General features: G+C 73.8%; 3 protein-coding genes. 1 reads left to right on the plus strand and 2 read right to left on the minus strand.

Annotated elements, in window-relative coordinates:
- Positions 1-57 precede the first annotated feature (57 nt).
- Together K4G22_RS29890 and K4G22_RS29895 are read right to left on the minus strand one after the other, a co-directional pair.
- Positions 58-16,467, minus strand: a complete 16,410-nt coding sequence (locus K4G22_RS29890; RefSeq protein WP_228083590.1) for a type I polyketide synthase — start codon at positions 16,465-16,467, stop codon at positions 58-60.
- Positions 16,468-16,617: 150 nt separating this feature from the next.
- Complete coding sequence (locus K4G22_RS29895; protein ID WP_228083591.1) at positions 16,618-17,559, minus strand: bile acid:sodium symporter; 942 nt, start codon at positions 17,557-17,559, stop codon at positions 16,618-16,620.
- A 399-nt stretch (positions 17,560-17,958) separates the two neighbouring features.
- Here K4G22_RS29895 and K4G22_RS29900 point away from each other — a divergent pair, with 399 nt between their 5' ends.
- A complete protein-coding gene (locus tag K4G22_RS29900) occupies positions 17,959-19,197 on the plus strand; it encodes a PP2C family protein-serine/threonine phosphatase (protein WP_228083592.1) in 1,239 nt (412 codons plus the stop codon).
- Positions 19,198-19,234 lie beyond the last annotated feature (37 nt).

A 19,234-nucleotide genomic window follows, 5' to 3' on the forward strand; every position in this document is an offset into this window, starting at 1 on the left:
CCGACATGGCCGAGGGCCGGACCCGTTCTCGGGGTCCGGCCCTCAGGGGTGGTTCCGTCAGGTCGCGGGGACCAGACCGCCCAGGGTGCCGGTGGCGTTCTCCGTCCAGGAGTGGTCCTCCTCGGCCCGGGACCTCAGGGTCAGCGTCCGGCCGCCCGCCCGGTCCTCGGGCCCCACCACGACCTGGAGCAGCACCGCGCCCCGCGATCCGAAGGTGACGGGCGCGTTCAGCACCAGCTCGGCGATCTCGTCCTGGCCGACCGCCAGCGCGGCGTGGAACGCCAGCTCGACGAAGGCGGTGCCCGGCAGGATCACGGTGCCCATCACCACGTGGTCGCCCAGCCACGGATGCGTCGACAGCGCCACCCGTCCGGTGAACAGATGGGTGCCGTCCGGCAGTTCGGTGGCCGTGGCCAACAGCGGATGGGCGGTGCCCTCCAGGCCGAGACCACCGGGCGAGCCGGCCGGGGCCTGCCGCTCCAGCCAGTAGCGGCGGCGCTGGAAGGCGTAGGTGGGAAGGTCCACACGCCGCGCCCCGCCCCCCGCGAGCAGCGCCGACCAGTCGAGGGCGACACCGTGCGCGTGCGCCCTGGCCAGCCCGCGGACCAGCCCGGCCGGTTCGTCCTGGCCCCGGAGGACCAGTGGCACCGCCGCCGCCTGGGGCAGCGCCTCCCGGGCCAGCGCGGTGAGCACCGCGTCCGGGCCGATCTCCAGGAAGGCGTTGACCCCCTCGCCCTGCAAGGCGACGAGGCCGTCGTGGAAGCGGGTGGTGGCGCGGATCTGCTCGGTCCAGTAGGCGGCGCTGGTCGGCTCGGCGTCGGCCCGTCCCGTCACGGTGGAGACAAACGGGATCTCGGGCGCCCGATAGGTCAGCTCCTCGGCGACCGCACGGAACGCGTCCAGCATCGGCTCCATCCGGGGGGAGTGGAACGCGTGGCTCACCCGCAGCCGCCTGGTGCGCCGCCCCAGCGCGGCGAACTCGTCGGCGATCGCGGCCACTTCGGCCTCGTCACCCGAAACCATCAGCGCCCGGGGGCCGTTGACGGCGGCGACGCTCACCCCGTCGGTGAGGCGCGCGGCCACCTCCTCCTCGGTCGCCTCGACGGCGACCATGGCGCCGCCGGGTGGGAGGGCCTGCATCAGGGTGCCTCGGGCGGCGACCAGGCGGCTGGCGTCGTCCAGGGAGAGCACCCCGGCGGCATGCGCGGCGGCGATCTCGCCCACGGAGTGGCCGATCACCTGACCGGGGATGACGCCGAGGGAGGCCACCAGCCGATAGAGCGCCGTCTGGAAGGCGAAGAGCGCGGGCTGGGTGTGCCCGGTCTGGTCCAACTGTTCCTGGTCGTCGCCGAACACGATGTCCCTGAGCGGCTGTGGGGTGTCCAGGTGGTGGTCCAGGGCGGCGCAGACCTCGTCGAACGCCTCCCGGAAGACGGGGTGGGTGTCGTACAACTGGCGGCCCATGCCGGCGCGTTGGGCGCCCTGGCCGGTGAAGAGGAAGGCGACCCCCTCCGCCCGGGGGCCCGACGGGAAGAGATCGGCGGTCGGATCGGACGCCAACGTCCTGAGCCCGGCGAGCAGCTCGTCCCGGTCACCGCCGACGGCGACGGCATGGTGCTCGAAGGTGGTGCGGGAGGTGGCCAGCGCGTGGGCGACCTCGGCCGGACGCAGCTCGGGACGCTCCGTCACATGGTCGAGCAGCCGCCGCGCCTGGGCCCGCAGGGCGTCCTCGCTCCTGGCGGAGAGCACCCAGGGCACCGGGCCCCGCGGCGCCGACTCCGCGCCGTGCTCCTGGTGTTCCTCCGAGGTGGGTGCTTGTTGGAGGATGACGTGGGCGTTGGTGCCGCTGATGCCGAAGGAGGAGACGGCGGCGCGGCGGGGGTGGTTGGTGTGGGGCCAGGGTTGGGTGTGGGTGAGGAGTTGGAGGGGGGTGTTGGTCCAGTCGATGTGGGGGGTGGGTTGGTTGATGTGGAGGGTTTTGGGGAGGGTGGCGTGGCGGATGGCTTGGATGGTTTTGATGATGCCGCCGATGCCGGCGGCGGCTTGGGCGTGGCCGATGTTGGATTTGAGGGAGCCGAGGTAGAGGGGGTTGTTGGGGGTGCGGTGTTGGCCGTAGGTGTGGTGGAGGGCTTGGGCTTCGATGGGGTCGCCGAGGGGGGTGCCGGTGCCGTGGGCTTCGATGGCGTCGATGTCGTTGGGGGTGAGTCCCGCGTTGGTGAGTGCGGTGTGGATGACGCGTTGTTGGGCGGGTCCGTTGGGTGCGGTGAGTCCGTTGGAGGCGCCGTCTTGGTTGATGGCGGTGCCTTGGATGGTGGCGAGGATGGGGTGGCCGTGTTGTTGGGCGTCGGTGAGGCGTTCGAGGAGGATCATGCCGGCGCCTTCGGCCCAGGCGACGCCGTTGGCGGTGTTGGAGAAGGATTTGCAGCGGCTGTCGGGGGCGAGGCCGCGTTGGCGGCTGAATTCGAGGAACATGCCGGGGTTGGCCATGATGGTGGCGCCGCCGGCCAGGGCCATGGTGCTTTCGTTGTTGCGGAGGCTTTGGCAGGCCATGTGGAGGGCGACGAGGGAGGAGGAGCAGGCGGTGTCGATGGTGACGGCTGGTCCCTCGAAGCCGAAGGTGTAGGCGATCCGGCCTGATGCCACACTCGCCGTCGTCCCCGTCAACAGATAGCCCTCGACCGGCTCCCCGCCGTGGTGCGTCAACGACACATACTCGCCCGCGGCCACCCCGGCGAAGACGCCGGTGGCGGAGCCGCGCAGGGGGGTGGGGTCGATGCCGGCGTGTTCGAAGGTCTCCCAGGCGGTTTCGAGGAGGAGACGTTGTTGGGGGTCGAGGGCGAGGGCTTCGCGGGGGCTGATGCCGAAGAACTCGGGGTCGAAGCGGTCGGCGTCGTAGAGGAAGCCGCCTTCGCTCGCGTAGGTGCGGCCTCGGGCGTCGGGGTCGGGGTCGAAGAGGTGGTCGAGGTCCCAGCCCCGGTTGTCGGGGAACGGGCCGACCGCGTCCCGTTCGTCCATCACCAACTGCCAGAGCTCGTCGGGGGAGTTGGCCCCACCGGGGAACCGGCACGCCATCCCCACCACCGCGATCGGCTCGTTCGCGTGCGTCGGGTCCGGCGCGGTGCGCGGCGTGACCTGCGCCCGGGGCGCGCGCTCCGCCGGCTGCTCGGCCCCCGCCAACTCGGTCTGGATATGCCGCGCCAGCACGGCGGGCGTCGGGTAGTCGAACAGCAGCGTGGACGGCAGCCGCATCCCCGACGCCTTGTTGAGCGCGTTCCGCAACTCAACGGAGCTGAGCGAGTCGAAGCCCAGCTCCCGGAAGGAGCTGGCCGCATCGATCGCGTCCGGCGAACCGTGCCCCAGCACGCCGGCCATCTGGCCACGGAGGAAGTCCACGATGACCCGGATCTGCTCCCGCTCCGGGCGCCCGGCGAGGGACTCCCGCAGACCGCCGCCCGCCGCGCGGGACCCCTGGGCCAGGGCGGCACCGCGCACCGGCGCGCGCACCAACCCACGGAAGAGCGCCGGCACCGGGGCGGACGAGGCCCGGGCGCGCAGCCCGGCCAGGTCGAACTTCGCCGGAACGACCACCGGTCGCCCGGTGTCGAGCGCCGCGTCGAAGAGCGCGAGGGCTTGTTCGGTCGGCATGGGGTGGAGTCCGTTGCGGGTCATGCGGTGGAGGTCGTGGGGGTTGAGGGTGGTGGCCATGCCGTGTTGCCAGAGGCCCCAGGCGAGGGAGGTGGCGGGGAGGTCCTGGGTGTGGCGGTGGGTGGCGAGGGCGTCGAGGAAGGCGTTGGCGGCGGCGTAGTTGGCTTGGCCTGGGGAGCCGAGGGTGGCGACGGCTGAGGAGTAGAGGATGAAGGTGTCGAGGGTGAGGTGTTTGGTGGCGTGGTGGAGGTTCCAGGCGGCGTCGATCTTGGGGCGTAGGACGGTGGTGAGGCGTTCGGGGGTGAGGGTGGTGAGGGTGGCGTCGTCGAGTACGCCGGCGCAGTGGATGACGGAGCCGAGGGGGTGCTCGTCGGGGATGGTGTCCAGGAGTTGGGTGAGGGCGTGGGGGTCGGTGGTGTCGCAGGCGGTGATGGTGATGTGGGCGCCGAGGTCGGTGAGTTCCTGGGCGAGGGTGCCGGCGCCTTCGGGTCCGCTGCGGCTGGTCAACAGGAGGTGGTCGACGCCGTGTCGGGTGACGAGGTGGCGGGCCAGCAGTGCGCCCAGGGCGCCGGTGCCGCCGGTGATCAGCACGGTCCGTCCCGGGGTGAACGTCGCCCCTTCCGCGCTGGTCCCCGCCGGCGTTCTGGCGATCCTGGGGGCGAGGAAATGACCGTCGCGCAGCGCGAGTTGGGGCTCCTCGGTGGCAAGGGACGCGGGGACGGCGGCGAGTGAGTCCGGTGTTTCGTCCAGGTCGACCAGCACCAGCCGGTCGGGGTGTTCGGACTGGGCGGAGCGGATCAGGCCCCAGAGTGCGGCGGTGGCCAGGTCGGGTGTGTCGGTGGAGATGGCGCCCCGGGTGAGCAACACGAGGCGGGCGTCGGTCTCCTCGCCGGTGAGGAACTCCTGGGCCAGGGCGAGGGTGCGGCGCAGCACGTCATGGGCGGCCTGGACGGGATCGGTGTCCGTCTGGGGCAGGCACCAGGCGGCGAACACCCCCGGCGCGACCGGCACCGGCCCGGCGCCGAGCGCCGGCACCTCCCAACCGGCCTCCGCCGCACCCGAGGGGGCCGGGACGGAGGCCCAGTCGACGGCGAACAGCTCGCCCGCGTCGGCGGCCCGCGCCTGCGCGAGCTGGTCGGCGCCGACCGCCCGCATCACCAGCGCGTCGATCGTCATCACCGGGGCGCCCGTCTGGTCGGAGATGACCAGCGTCAGGGTGTCCTGGGCGGCCCAGGCGAGGCGGATGCGCAACGCCCGCGCCCCCGTCGCGTGCAGGGAGACGCCGCTCCAGGAGAACGGCACCCGGATGGTGTCCGCCGTGCCCGCGTCCCCGGCGACCAGGGCCGCCGGCTGGAGCGCCGAGTCGAGCAGGCCCGGGTGGATGCCATAGCCGTCCGTGTCCGCGTCCGTGGGCAGCGCGACCTCGGCGTAGGTGATATCGCCGTCCCGCCAGGCGGCGTCGAGGCTGCGGAAGAGCGGGCCGTAGCCGAACCCCGCGTCGACGATCCGCCGGTAGAACTCCGCCGTGTCGACGGGCTCGGCGGCGGCCGGCGGCCATGCCTGGTCGGCGAGCGTGTCGATCGTCGCGGGGGCCTCCCGCCGCCCCGGGGCCAGCGCCCCGGTGGCATGGCACGTCCACGAGGTCTCGGCCGGCGCGACCTCGGGCCGCGAGTACACCGCCAGCGGGCGCCGCCCGGTCTCGTCGGCGGACTCCACCAGCACCCGGAGCTGGAGCGCGCCGCGCTCCGGCACGGCGAGGAAGACGTGGTGGGTGAGCTCCTCGACCTGGTCGCAGCCCACTTGGCCGGCCACATGCAACAGCAGGTCCACAAAGGCCACCCCCGGCACGATCATCGCGCCGAAGATGGCGTGCTCCGCCACCCATGCCGGATTCGATCCGGAGACCCGCCCGGTGAACAAGTGCCCGCCCCCGTCCGGGAGTTCGGTCACCGTGCTGAGCACAGGATGGCCCGTCGCCGTCAGCCCGAGGCCACCGGCGCCCACCGTCGGGACGGACGCGTCCAGCCAGTAGCGCTGGCGCTGGAAGGCGTAGGTCGGCAGATCGAGGACGGGCCGTCGGCCGGTGCCGAAGAGCGGCGCCCAGGAGAGCGGCACCCCATGGGCGTGCAGCGTCCCCAACGCGGCGAGGAAGGTGTGGTCCTCGTCCCGCTCCCGGTGCAGCGACGCGACCAGGGTGCTCTCGGACGCGTCCTCGTCGAGGCTGTCCTGGGCCATCGTGGTGAGGGTGCCGTCCGGGCCGAGCTCAAGGAAGTGCCGGACGCCCAACTCGTGGAGGGTGGTGACACCGTCGGCGAAGCGCACCGCCTCCCGCACATGCCGCACCCAGTACGCCGGGTCGGCGATCTCGCCCGGCTCGGCGAGCCGCCCGGTGAGGTTGGAGACCACGGGAACGTTCGGCCGGTGGAAGGCCAGTTCGCCGGCGACGCGGGCGAACTCCGCCAGCATGGGTTCCATCAGCGGCGAGTGGAAGGCGTGCGAGACGGCCAACCGGCGTGTTCTGACGCCCCGTTCGGCCAGCGCCTCGGCGATCTCGGCGGTGGCCGCCCCGGTGCCGGAGACCACGACGGACGCGGGCCCGTTCACGGCGGCCAGCGCGACCTCGTGCTCCCGGCCCGCCAGCAGCGGGAGGACCTCGTCCTCGCCGACGCGCAGGGAGACCATGGCGCCGCCGGGTGGGAGGGCCTGCATCAGGGTGCCTCGGGCGGCGACCAGGCGGCTGGCGTCGTCCAGGGAGAGCACCCCGGCGGCATGCGCGGCGGCGATCTCGCCCACCGAATGCCCGGCGAGATAGTCGGGCGTGATGCCGAAGGAAGCCACCAGTCGGTGCAGCGCGGTCTCGACGGCGAAGAGCGCCGCCTGGGCGTGCCCTGTCTGGTTCAGTCGCTCCTGGTCGTTGCCGAACACGATCTTCTTGAGCGGCTGTGGGGTGTCCAGGTGGTGGTCCAGGGCGGCGCAGACCTCGTCGAACGCCTCTCGGAAGACGGGGTGGGTGTCGTACAACTGGCGGCCCATGCCGGCGCGTTGGGCGCCCTGACCGGTGAAGAGGAACGCCGTCTTGCCCGGCCGGGGGGCGCCGCGCACCAGCGCGGGGGAGGGCTCGCCGCGGCCGAGGGCTTCGAGGGCCCGGTCGAACCCCTCGGGCCCGTCCGCGATCAGCACGGCCCGCTGAGGGAGGAGCGAACGCCCGGTGGTGAGGGCCTGCCCCACCTGTTCCGGGCGCGCCTCGGGGTGCGCGGTGAGGTGCTGGCGCAGCCGCTCCGCCTGGGCGCGAAGCGCGTCCTGGCTTCGGGCGGAGAGCACCCACGCGAGCGCGGCGCCGTCCGGGACCGGCTGATCGCCGTCCGGGGCGGTCGTTTCGGGCTCTGCCGGGGGTGCTTGTTGGAGGATGATGTGGGCGTTGGTGCCGCTGATGCCGAAGGAGGAGACGGCGGCGCGGCGGGGGTGGTTGGTGTGGGGCCAGGGTTGGGTGTGGGTGAGGAGTTGGAGGGGGGTGTTGGTCCAGTCGATGTGGGGGGTGGGTTGGTTGATGTGGAGGGTTTTGGGGAGGGTGGCGTGGCGGATGGCTTGGATGGTTTTGATGATGCCGCCGATGCCGGCGGCGGCTTGGGCGTGGCCGATGTTGGATTTGAGGGAGCCGAGGTAGAGGGGGTTGTTGGGGGTGCGGTGTTGGCCGTAGGTGTGGTGGAGGGCTTGGGCTTCGATGGGGTCGCCGAGGGGGGTGCCGGTGCCGTGGGCTTCGATGGCGTCGATGTCGTTGGGGGTGAGTCCCGCGTTGGTGAGTGCGGTGTGGATGACGCGTTGTTGGGCGGGTCCGTTGGGTGCGGTGAGTCCGTTGGAGGCGCCGTCTTGGTTGATGGCGGTGCCTTGGATGGTGGCGAGGATGGGGTGGCCGTGTTGTTGGGCGTCGGTGAGGCGTTCGAGGAGGATCATGCCGGCGCCTTCGGCCCAGGCGACGCCGTTGGCGGTGTTGGAGAAGGATTTGCAGCGGCTGTCGGGGGCGAGGCCGCGTTGGCGGCTGAATTCGAGGAACATGCCGGGGTTGGCCATGATGGTGGCGCCGCCGGCCAGGGCCATGGTGCTTTCGTTGTTGCGGAGGCTTTGGCAGGCCATGTGGAGGGCGACGAGGGAGGAGGAGCAGGCGGTGTCGATGGTGACGGCTGGTCCCTCGAAGCCGAGGGTGTAGGCGATCCGGCCTGACGCCACACTCGCCGTCGTCCCCGTCAACAGGAAGCCGTCCACGGGCTCGTCGCCCCGATGGACCAGGGAGCCGTACTCCTGGGTGACGACCCCGGCGAAGACGCCGGTGGCGGAGCCGCGTAGGGGGGTGGGGTCGATGCCGGCGTGTTCGAAGGTCTCCCAGGCGGTTTCGAGGAGGAGGCGTTGTTGGGGGTCGAGGGCGAGGGCTTCGCGGGGGCTGATGCCGAAGAACTCGGGGTCGAAGCGGTCGGCGTCGTAGAGGAAGCCGCCTTCGCTGGCGTAGGTGCGGCCTCGGGCGTCGGGGTCGGGGTCGAAGAGGTGGTCGAGGTCCCAGCCCCGGTTGTCGGGGAACGGGCCGACCGCGTCCCGTTCGTCCATCACCAACTGCCAGAGCGCGTCGGGGGAGTTGGCCCCACCGGGGAACCGGCACGCCATGCCGACGATCGCGATCGGCTCGTTGATCCGCTCCTCGACGACCGTTGCCGACGCGACGGGCGCGGGGGCGGGGGCGGGTGGTTCCGCGGCCTCCTCGACCAGTGCGTCCCTGAGATGGCTGATCAACGCCTCCGGCGTGGGGTGGTCGAAGAGCATGGTCGACGGCAGATGCAGCCCCGTCTCCTCGCTCAGCACGATCAGCAGCTCGATGCCGCTGAGCGAGTCGAACCCCAGCTCCTTGAACGGCTTCTCGGGGTCCATGGCGAGCGGACCCTCGTGGCCCAGCACGGCGCCGGCGTGCACCCCGAGGAAGGTGAGGAGCACCTCGCGCTGGTCGGCCTCGGGCAGCGCCGCGAGCCGCTGGCGCAGCGGCGCGTCCGCGCCCGGGTCGTCCCGCCGGTCGTTCCGCTCGTCGCTCCTCGGCTTGGGCGCGGGCGCCAACTCGGCGAGCAGGGGCCTGGCCTTGGTCGGGTCGCCGCCCAGGCTGGCCGGGACCAGCACCGCCCGGTCACTCCTCAGCGCCGCGTCGAAGAGCGCCAGCGCCTGCTCCGCCGGCATGGGGTGGAGTCCGTTGCGGGTCATGCGGTGGAGGTCGTGGGGGTTGAGGGTGGTGGCCATGCCGTGTTGCCAGAGGCCCCAGGCGAGGGAGGTGGCGGGGAGGTCCTGGGTGTGGCGGTGGGTGGCGAGGGCGTCGAGGAAGGCGTTGGCGGCGGCGTAGTTGGCTTGGCCTGGGGAGCCGAGGGTGGCGACGGCTGAGGAGTAGAGGATGAAGGTGTCGAGGGTGAGGTGTTTGGTGGCGTGGTGGAGGTTCCAGGCGGCGTCGATCTTGGGGCGTAGGACGGTGGTGAGGCGTTCGGGGGTGAGGGTGGTGAGGGTGGCGTCGTCGAGTACGCCGGCGCAGTGGATGACGGAGCCGAGGGGGTGCTCGTCGGGGATGGTGTCCAGGAGTTGGGTGAGGGCGTGGGGGTCGGTAGTGTCGCAGGCGGTGATGGTGATGTGGGCGCCGAGGTCGGTGAGTTCCTGGGCGAGGGTGCCGGCGCCTTCGGGTCCGCTGCGGCTGGTCAACAGGAGGTGGTCGACGCCGTGTCGGGTGACGAGGTGGCGGGCCAGCAGTGCGCCCAGGGCGCCGGTGCCGCCGGTGATCAGCACGGTCCGTCCCGGGGTGAACGTCGCCCCTTCCGCGCTGGTCCCCGCCGGCGTTCTGGCGATCCTGGGGACGAGGAACTGACCGTCGCACAGGGCCAGTTGGGGCTCTCCCGGGGCGGCAACCAGCGAGGGCGCCGAATCGTCCAGGTCGAGCAGGGTGAACCGGCCCGGGTGTTCGGACTGGGCGGAGCGGATCAGGCCCCAGAGTGCGGCGGTGGCCAGGTCGGGTGTGTCGGTGGAGACGGCGCCCCGGGTGAGCAACACCAGGCGGGCGTCGGTCTCCTCGCCGGTGAGGAACTCCTGGGCCAGGGCGAGGGTGCGGCGCAGCACGTCATGGGCGGCCTGGACGGGATCGGTGTCCGTCTGGGGCAGGCACCAGGCGGCGAACACCCCCGGCGCGACCGGCACCGGCCCGGCGCCGAGCGCCGGCACCTCCCAACCGGCCTCCGCCGCACCCGCCGGCAGCGCACGCCAGACGACCTCGTGCAGCGCGCCGTCCCGGTCGGTGGCCGGGGTGGGGGCGAACCGGTCGGGGCTGACGGCCCGCATCGCGAGGGAGTCGACCGAGAGGACGGGCGCGCCGTCCTGGTCGGTGACCAGCAGCGCGACGCTCTCCTGGCCCGACTTGGCCAGCCGGACCCGCAGCGCGCGGGCGCCGCCGGCATGCAGCGTCACCCCGCTCCACGCGAACGGCACCTGGAGCGTGCCGTCCGACTCCGTGTCGACGGCGGCCAGGGCGAGCGGGTGCAGCGCGGAGTCGAGCAGCGCCGGATGGACGCCATAGCCGCCGGGGCCCGTGCCGGCCGGCAGCTCGACCTCGGCATAGAGCGTGTCGCCGTCCCGCCAGGCCGCCCTGAGGCCCTGGAACGCCGGCCCGTAACGGAGCCCGGCCCCGGCCATCCAGGCGTAGAAGCCCTCGGTGTCCAACGCATGGGCCCCGGGCGGCGGCCAGGCCGCCGGGGCCGGCGCCACCTCCGCCGGCTCGTCGGCGGCCCCCAGCGTGCCCGTGACATGGCAGGTCCAGTCCGCATCCGGATCGGCGCCCTCGGGCCGTGCGTGGACGGCGAAGGTCCGCAGGCCCGCGTCGTTCGCCGGTCGCAGATGCACCCGTAGCTGGAGGGCGCCGCGCGGGGGCGGGGCCAGGAACGCGTGATGGGTCAGCTCCGCGACGCGGGTGCTGCCCACCCGGGCGGCGGCGTGCAGCAGCATGTCCAGGAACGCGACGCCCGGCAGCACGGGGGTGTCGAACACGGCGTGGTCGGGCACCCAGGCGGGATCGGCGGCGGCGATCCGTCCGGTGAGCAACAGGCCGCCGGAGTCGGGGAGTTCCACCGCCGTGGTGAGCAGCGGATGGCCGGTCGCGGTCAACCCGAGACCGTCGGCGCCACCGGTCGGCCTCGGCGTCCGAAGCCAGTAGCGCCGCTCCTGGAACGGATAGGTCGGCAGGTCGAGCACCGGAGCCGGGCCCGGGCCGAACACGCCCGCCCAGTCGACGGCGACCCCGTCCGCGTGCAGTCGGCCCAGGGCCGTCAACACCGCCCGTGGCTCCGCCCGGTCCCGGTGCAGGGTGGGCACCAGCGTGGCGGGTCGGGGCCCGGCGGCGAGGGCGGCGCGGGCCATGGGGGTGAGCACGGCGTCCGGGCCGAGCTCCAGACAACGGGTGACGCCCGACGCCTCAAGACGGGTGACGGTGTCGGCGAACCGCACCGTGGCGCGCACATGCTGCACCCAGTACTCCGGATCGGTCACCTCGCCGCCCGCCACCACGGGGATCCGTGGCGGTGCGTAGGCGATGCGGCCCGCCACCTCGCGGAACTCCGCCACCATCGGGTCCATCAGCGGCGAGTGGAACGCGTGGGACACGGTGAGCCGGTTGGTCCGACGTTCGCCCAGCCGCAGCAGCACGGCGTCGACCTCGTCCGCCACGCCCGAAATGACCACCGACGCCGGCCCGTTGACGGCGGCCAGACCCACCCCTGCCGTCAGCAGGGGGAGCACCTCCTCCTCGGTGGCCTCCACCGCGACCATGGCCCCGCCGCGCGGCAGGGCCCCCATCAACCGGCCCCTGGCGCGCACCAGCCGGGCGGCGTCCGGCAGCGAGAACACGCCCGCCACCTGGGCGGCGGCCAGCTCGCCGATCGAGTGGCCGGCGACGACGTCGGGCCGCACGCCCCAGGACGCGAACAGCCGGAACAGCGCCACCTCCACGGCGAAGATCGCCGGCTGGGTGAACTCGGTGCGCCCCAGCGCCTCCTCGTCGCCCCACATCACCGCCCGGACCTCGGGCCCCAGCAGCTCGCAGACCTCGTCGAGCGCCGCCGCGAACACCGGGAACGTCTCGGCCAACTCACGGCCCATGCCCAGGCGTTGACTGCCCTGACCGGTGAAGAGAAAGGCCGTCGCGCCGTCCCTGGCGGTGCCGCGCACCAGAGCGGAGGTCGGCTCGGCACGGGTGAGCGCCGTCAGCGCGGCGTCGAACTCCGCGCGGTCGGCCGCCACCACGACGGCGCGATGGGGGAGACGGGCCCGGCCCCTGGCCAGCGCGTGGCCGATCGCGCCGGGGGCGAGGCCCGGTTGGGACGCCAGCCCGGCGCGCAGCCGCGCGGCCTGCTCCCCGAGTGCCTCGGCCGAGGCGGCGGACAGCACCCAGGGCACGGGGTGGCCCGCCGGCGTGGGCGCGGCGGCGGGCTCCTCAGGCGCGGGCGGGGCCTCCAGGATCAGATGGGCATTGGTGCCGCTGATCCCGAAGGACGAGATCGCGGCGCGGCGCGGACGGCCCGTCTCCGGCCAGGCCCTGGCCTCGGTGAGCAGCCGGACGCCGCCCGCGTCCCAGTCGACACGCGGGCTCGGCTCGTCCACGTGCAGTGTCTTCGGCAGCGTGCCATGCCGGATGGCCTGCACCATCTTGATGACGCCGGCCACCCCGGCCGCCGCCTGGGCGTGGCCGATGTTCGACTTGAGGGAGCCGAGCCAGAGCGGTTCGTCGGGGGAGCGGCCCTGGCCGTAGGTGGCGAGCAGCGCCTGGGCCTCGATCGGGTCGCCGAGCGAGGTGCCGGTGCCATGCCCCTCGACCGCGTCCACCTGGTCGGGGCTCAGCCCGGCACCGGCCAACGCGGTCTGGATGACGCCCTGTTGGGCCGGCCCGTTGGGCGCGGTCAGCCCGTTGGACGCGCCGTCCTGGTTGATCGCCGAGCCGCGTACCACGGCCAGCACCGGGTGCCCGGCGCGGCGGGCGTCCGACAGCCGCTCCAGCAGCACCACGCCGGCGCCCTCACCCCAGGAGGTGCCGCCGGCCGAGGCGGCGAACGAACGGCAGCGGCCGTCGGGCGCCAACCCGCGCTGCTGCCCGAACTCCACGAACATCCCCGGCGTCGCCATCACCGTGACGCCGCCCGCCAGGGCCAGCGAGCACTCCCCGGCGCGCAGCGCCTGCGCCGCCTGGTGCAGCGCGACCAGCGACGACGAGCAGGCGGTGTCGACCGTCACCGCCGGGCCCTGGAGGCCGAAGGTGTAGGCGAGCCGCCCGGAGGCGACACTCGCCGTGGTGCCGGTGAGCAGATAGCCGCCGAGCCCCTCGTCGCCCTCGTGCAGCCGGGGGCCGTACTCCTGCGACATCGCGCCGACGAAGACGCCCGTGCCGCTGCCGCGCAGCCCGTCGGGGGCGATCCCGGCCCGCTCGAACGCCTCCCACGCGACCTGGAGCAGCAGCCGCTGCTGCGGGTCCATCGCGGTGGCCTCGCGCGGGCTGATGCCGAAGAACTCCGCGTCGAACGCGGCGACATCGTCGAGGAAGCCGCCATGGCGGGTGTAGGTCCGCCCCCGGACGCCGGGCTCGGGCGCGTACAGACCGTCGAGATCCCAGCCCCGGTCGTCCGGGAACGAGGAGATCGCGTCCACCCCGTCCTCCACCAGCCGCCACAGCTCCTCGGGCGAACCGACGCCGCCGGGGAACCGGCAGGCCATCCCGACGATCACGATCGGATCGTCGGCCACCGGCGCGGGCGGCGCCGTCGGAGCCGCCGGAATCCGCGACGGCTCCTCGCCCAGGGCCAGTTCGGCCAGCCTGTGGGCCAGCCGGGTCGGGCTGGGATGGTCGAAGACCAGGCTGTCGGGGAGCGCGAGCCCGGTGGCCTCGGCCAACTCCTGCCGCAGCTGCACCGCCAGCGTCGAGTCCAGGCCGAGATCGCGGAACGCCCGGTCGGCGTCCACGTCCTCCCAGGACAGATGCCCCAGCACCAACGCCGTGCGCAGCCGCACCAGTTCGAGCGCGGCCCTGGCCCGCCCCTCGGCCGCGAGCCCGGCGAACCGCTCCGGCCAGCTCGCGCGCTCGGATTCGACCGGTTCGGGCGCCGCCACCGGGGGCAGCGGCGCGCCGGACGCTGCCGTCGGTGCCACGGACTCGGGCCAGTGGCGGGCGCGTTGGAACGCGTAGGTGGGCAACGGCACCCGGTCCGGCGTCCGCCCGGCGAAGACACCCGACCAGTCCACCGGCACTCCGCGCACATGCAGCTCGGCCAGCGAGGTCAACAGGCGCGGCCAGGGCGCCGACTCGCGCCGCAGCGACCCCACGACCAGCGCCTCCGGCAGCGTCTCGCGCAGCCCCTGGGTGAGCACGGGGTGCGGGCTGACCTCGACGAACGTGCCGAACCCGGCGTCCGCCATGGCCCGGAGCGTCGCCTCGAAGAGCACCGGCTGCCGCAGGTTCGTATACCAGTAGTCGGCGTCCAGGCCGGCACCGTCCTGGGGCGTCCCGGTCACCGTCGAGTAGAACGTGGTCCCGCCCGCGCGCGGGGCCACCCCGCTCAGCTGCTCCAGCAGCGGCTCGCGGATGGCCTCCATGTGCGGCGAGTGCGAGGCGAAGTCCACGGCCGGCACCGCCTTGGCGCGCACCCCGTCCTCCTGGGCCCGCGCCACCACCTCGGCGACCGCGGCCGGGGTGCCGGCCACGACGGTGGTGCCGGGCCCGTTCACGGCGGCGACGCTCACCGCCTCGCCGAACGGGGCCAGATACCGGGCGACCTCGTCGGCCGGCAGCGGCACCGACGCCATCGCCCCGGTGCCCGCCAGCCGCCTGATGGTCCTGCTGCGCAGGCTGACGATCCGGGCCGCGTCCGCCAGGTCGAGCGCGCCGGCGATATGCGCCGCCGCGACCTCGCCCTGCGAATGCCCGACCACCGCGTCCGGGCGCACGCCCAGCGACTCCCACACCCGCGCCAGCGACACCATCACCACGAACAGGGTCGGTTGCAGCACATCCGCGCGGTCCAGGGGCGGCGCGTCGGGCGCGCCCGCCAGCACCTCGGCCAGCGACCACTCCACATGGGGGGAGAGCGCCGCCTCGCACGCGTCGACCGACGCCCGGAAGACCGCCGAGGTGGCCAGCAACTCCCGCGCCATGCCCGCCCATTGGGAGCCCTGTCCGGGGAAGACCAGCGCGATCCCGCCGTGTTCGCCGACGGTCCCGGTGACCAGCCCCGGGGCCGCCTCGCCCGCGCTCAGCGCCGCCAACTGGGCGTCGTGGTCGGGCCCTATGGCCACGGCGCGACGCTCGAAGTGGGTCCTGCCCATCGCCAACGACCAGCCGACGTCGAACGGGTCGGCGTCCGTTCCCCGGCGCTCGCGCAGCCGCCCGGCCTGCGCGCGCAGCGCCGCGTCCGTGCGCCCGGACACCGGCCAGGGGGTGAGCGGCACCGCCGGCCCACCCGCCGCCCCCGTCGGCGCCGTCACCTCGGGGGCCTCGGCGAGCACCAGATGGCAGTTGGTGCCGCCCACGCCGAACGAGCTGACCCCGGCGACCAGCGGCGCGTCCGGCCAGGGACCCGCCTCGGTCTGGACGCGTAGATTCAGCGACTCGACATCGATCTCCGGGTGCGGCGCCGCGTAGTTGAGGCTCGCCGGGATCTCCCGGTGCCGGAGGCTCAGCGCCGTCTTGATCAGTCCGACGATCCCCGCGGCGCCCTCCAGATGGCCCACGTTGGTCTTGGCCGAGCCGACGATCACCGGCGAACCCGCCGGGCGCGCCCGCCCGTAGACCGCGCCGACACCCGCCGCCTCCAGCGGATCCCCGGTCGGGGTGCCCGTCCCGTGCAACTCCACATAACGCACCAGCGCCGGGTCCACGCCCGCGTCCGCGCAGGCCCGCCGCACCACCTCGGCCTGGGCCTCGGCGCTGGGCACGGTCAAGCCCTCGGTGGCTCCGTCGTTGTTGACCGCGCCGCCCAGGATCACCCCGTACACCCGGTCCCCGTCGCGCACCGCGTGCGCCAGCGGCTTCAGCACCACCACCCCGCCGCCCTCGCCGCGCACATAGCCGTTGGCCCGCGCGTCGAAGGTGAAGCAGCGCCCGTCAGGGGACAACCCGCCGAACCTGCCGGCGACCTCGGCGCTCTCCGGCGCCAGGTTGAGCGCCACACCGCCGGCCAGCGCCAGCGTGCTCTCGCCCCGACGCAGGCTCTCCACCGCGAGATGCACGGCGACCAGCGACGACGACTGCGCCGAGTCCACCGTCAGGCTCGGCCCGCGCAGGCCCAGCGCGTACGACACCCGGTTGGCGATGACGCCCCGGTTGAGACCGGGCAGCGAGTGCTGGGTGACGGCGCCGCCGCGCGCCGCCAGCGCCGCGTAGTCGCCGGCCGTGGCGCCGACGACGACGCCGGTCGCGGTGCCGCGCAGCGTCCCGGGGACGATGCCCGCGTCCTCAAGGGCCTCCCAGGCCAGCTCGGCGAAGAGCCGCTGCTGGGGATCGATCGCCACCGCCTCGCGCGGCGAGATCCCGAAGAACCCGGCGTCGAACCGGTCCACCTCGTCGAGGAACCCGCCGTGCCGCAGGGCGGCGCGGTGCCGTTCCGGCGCGTCGGGCAGCAGCGCGTCCGCGTCCCAACGGCCGGGCGGCACCTCGGTGATCGCGCTGCGCCCGGCGCGCAGCAACTCCCAGAACGCGCCCCCGTCGGGGGCCTGCGGCAGGCGACACGACAGGCCGGTGATGGCGATGGCGTCGGTACCGTTCACAAGATCACTCGTCATGGCGCCGAGTGCCTCCCTCGTCGCGCGCGGAAAACGCCGCTGGCCGGCGTTCCGTCCCTGGAGGACGATCGTCGACGCCACCGCCCGGCCCCAGCTACCCGTAGAGCCCCCTAGGGCATCGGTTCAGCCCGGGCCGAGGTGGCCCGCCGCTCAGCGCATCGGCAGCAGCCGGGGGACGGCCCGGACGCAGATGACCATGCCGACCACCTCCACCAGCGTCTGGGTGACGACCACCACGGCCGCGATGGCGAACGCGTCGGGCAGCGCGAGGGCCAGCGGCAGGACGACCAGGGAGTTGCGGGTCGCCCCGGTGAACACGATGGCGCGGCCGGCCACGGGCTCCAGCCGGAAGAGCCGGGCGACGCCGACCCCGACCGGCGCCATCACCAGCAGGAACAGCACATAGAACGGCACCACGGCGGCCACGTCGGCGAGGCTCTCGTCCAGCTTGGGCACCTGGGAGGCGACCACGGTCAGCAGCGTCGCCGCCATCAGCGGCACCATCGCCGTGCCCAGCGCGTCCGCCGTCCGCCGCCCGACCGGGCGGCGGGCCGCCCATGCCTGGGTGAGCCAGGCCAGGGTCAGCGGAACGGCGATCAGCACCACGAACGCCTCGACAAACGGGCCCGCCTCGACGACATCCGCCAGCTCCGACCCCAGAAACAGGAAGAGGAAGCCGGGCAGCAGCAGCATCTGCGCGAGCAGCAGCAACGGGGTGGCGGCCAGCAGCCGCTGGCTGCTGCCGCCGGCCAGTCCGCAGAAGACGATCACATAGTCCACACAGGGGGCGAGCAGCACCAGCAGCACCCCGAGCCGCAGCGCCCGGTCGTCGGGCAGGAAGACGAACATCGCCGCGACCACCAGCGGCACGGCGACGAAGTTGACCACCAGCGCGGCGGCCAGGAACCGGCTGGCCCGCAGCGAGCGGACCAGCTCGGCGGCCGGCACCTGGAGGAAGGTCACATACAGCAGGGCGCCCAGCACCGGGTTGATGGCGTGCTCAAGCCCCGGGCCGGCGCCGGGGGCGGCCAGGCCCACCAGGGCGCCGGCCGCCAACGCCCCCACATAGACCGCGACCTGATGCCGCTCCATGCCGGCGACCAGACCGGCTGACGACGGTGCGGGTGACGACGACGATGATGACGGGGACGGGGACGGTGACGGGGACAAGGCGGGGCTCCTCAGGAGGGGACGGCGGGCAGCGGCCCCGAGGGCTCATGGCGCCGGGGTGTGGTGGCCGGCACGGCGGAGGGTTCGGCGAGTGGGGAGACCAGCGTCGTGCTCACGCCGCGACGTTAGACCTTCGGCCCGACCCGAACGTCGGCCGGGCCCCCCGCCGGAAGGGCGGACGGACGGCGCTCCGCGCCCCGGCGCGCTGCCCGCGGGGCCCGCCCCCGTCGGCATCACCCCGTTGGACAGGGCATACGCGCCGGGCACGGCTGCCTGGCCCTATGGTGGCGCCAGGGGCACACGAGCTACAGGCGGGCCAGCATGACGGACATCCCGATCGACTACGCGGCGGTCTTTCGGTCGTCTCCGGCGGCGATCGCCCTGCTCACCACCGATCTGCGGTTCGTCGACGCCAGCGACGTCTATCTGGAGGCGGCCGGCCGCACCAAGGACGAGGTGATCGGGCGCCTCGCCTACGAGGCGTTCCCCGACAACCCGGGCGACGAGCGGACCAGCGGCACCAACGACCTGCGGCAGTCCATGGAGCGGGTGCTGGCCACCCGGGAACGCGACGTCATGGCCGTCCAGCGGTACGACGTGGAGTGCGGGGAGCGCTCGGGGGAGTGGGCCGAACGCTACTGGAGCATCGTCAACACCCCCGTGCTGGGGCCCGACGGCGAGGTGGCGCTGCTGCTCAACCGGATCGAGGAGGTCACCGAGCTGGTCGAGGCGCGGGGCCGGGGGCATCCCCCCGAGGCCAGGGACCACGTTCGCCGGCTGGAGTCCGATCTCCTCGCCAGAGCGGGCGAGTTGCAGCATGTCAACGAGGAGCTGCGGGAGGCGCACGCCAGGTCGCGGCAGGTGGCGCTGGCGCTCCAGGAGGCGATGCTGCCCGCGCCCGACCTGCTGGTGCCCCGGGACTCGGCGGTGCGCTACCGGCCGGCCAGCGCGGTGATGAACGTGTGCGGCGACTGGTACGACCTGATCGACCTGGACGCCCACCGCACCTCGGTGGCCGTCGGCGACGTGGTCGGCCACGGCCTGGGGGCGGCCGGGGTGATGGGGCAGCTGCGCAGCGCGCTGAGCGCCCTGGCCCGGGTCGCCGCCGGGCCGGCCCAGGCACTGGAGGTGCTCGACCTCTACTCCCGCTCGGTCACCGGCGCGCAGTCCAGCACGGTGGTGAAGATCCACGTCGACTGGCGGGCCCAGGTCCTCACCTACAGCTGCGCGGGACATCTGCCGCCCCTGCTGGCCCGTGGGCGGGGCCGGGTGGAGTTCATGGACCGGGCGACCAACCCGCCGCTCGGCACGCTTCCGGAACGCGGCGGCGCGGTCGAGGCCGCGGTGTCGTTCGAGCACGGGGACGTGCTGGTGGTCTACACCGACGGGCTGGTGGAGCGGCGCGACGAGGACATCGACCAGGGGTTGGAGCGGCTCGCCACCTCGCTGGCCCGCCATCGGGACCGGCCCGCCGAGTCGCTGGCCGACACCCTGCTGGCCGACCTGCTGCCGGGCGACGACACCGAGGACGACACCGCGTTGGTCATCCTCCGCCTGTGAGGCGCCACCACTCGCCCAGCGCCGGACGGCCGAGGTG

It is taken from the genome of Streptomyces profundus, assembly GCF_020740535.1.
Lineage (GTDB): Bacteria > Actinomycetota > Actinomycetes > Streptomycetales > Streptomycetaceae > Streptomyces > Streptomyces profundus.

Coding starts and splice junctions, on each gene's coding strand:
- K4G22_RS29890 (WP_228083590.1), bottom strand. CDS start 16,467: ATGACGAGTGATCTTGTGAACGGTACCGACGCCATCGCCATCACCGGC.
- K4G22_RS29895 (WP_228083591.1), bottom strand. CDS start 17,559: ATGGAGCGGCATCAGGTCGCGGTCTATGTGGGGGCGTTGGCGGCCGGC.
- K4G22_RS29900 (WP_228083592.1), top strand. CDS start 17,959: ATGACGGACATCCCGATCGACTACGCGGCGGTCTTTCGGTCGTCTCCG.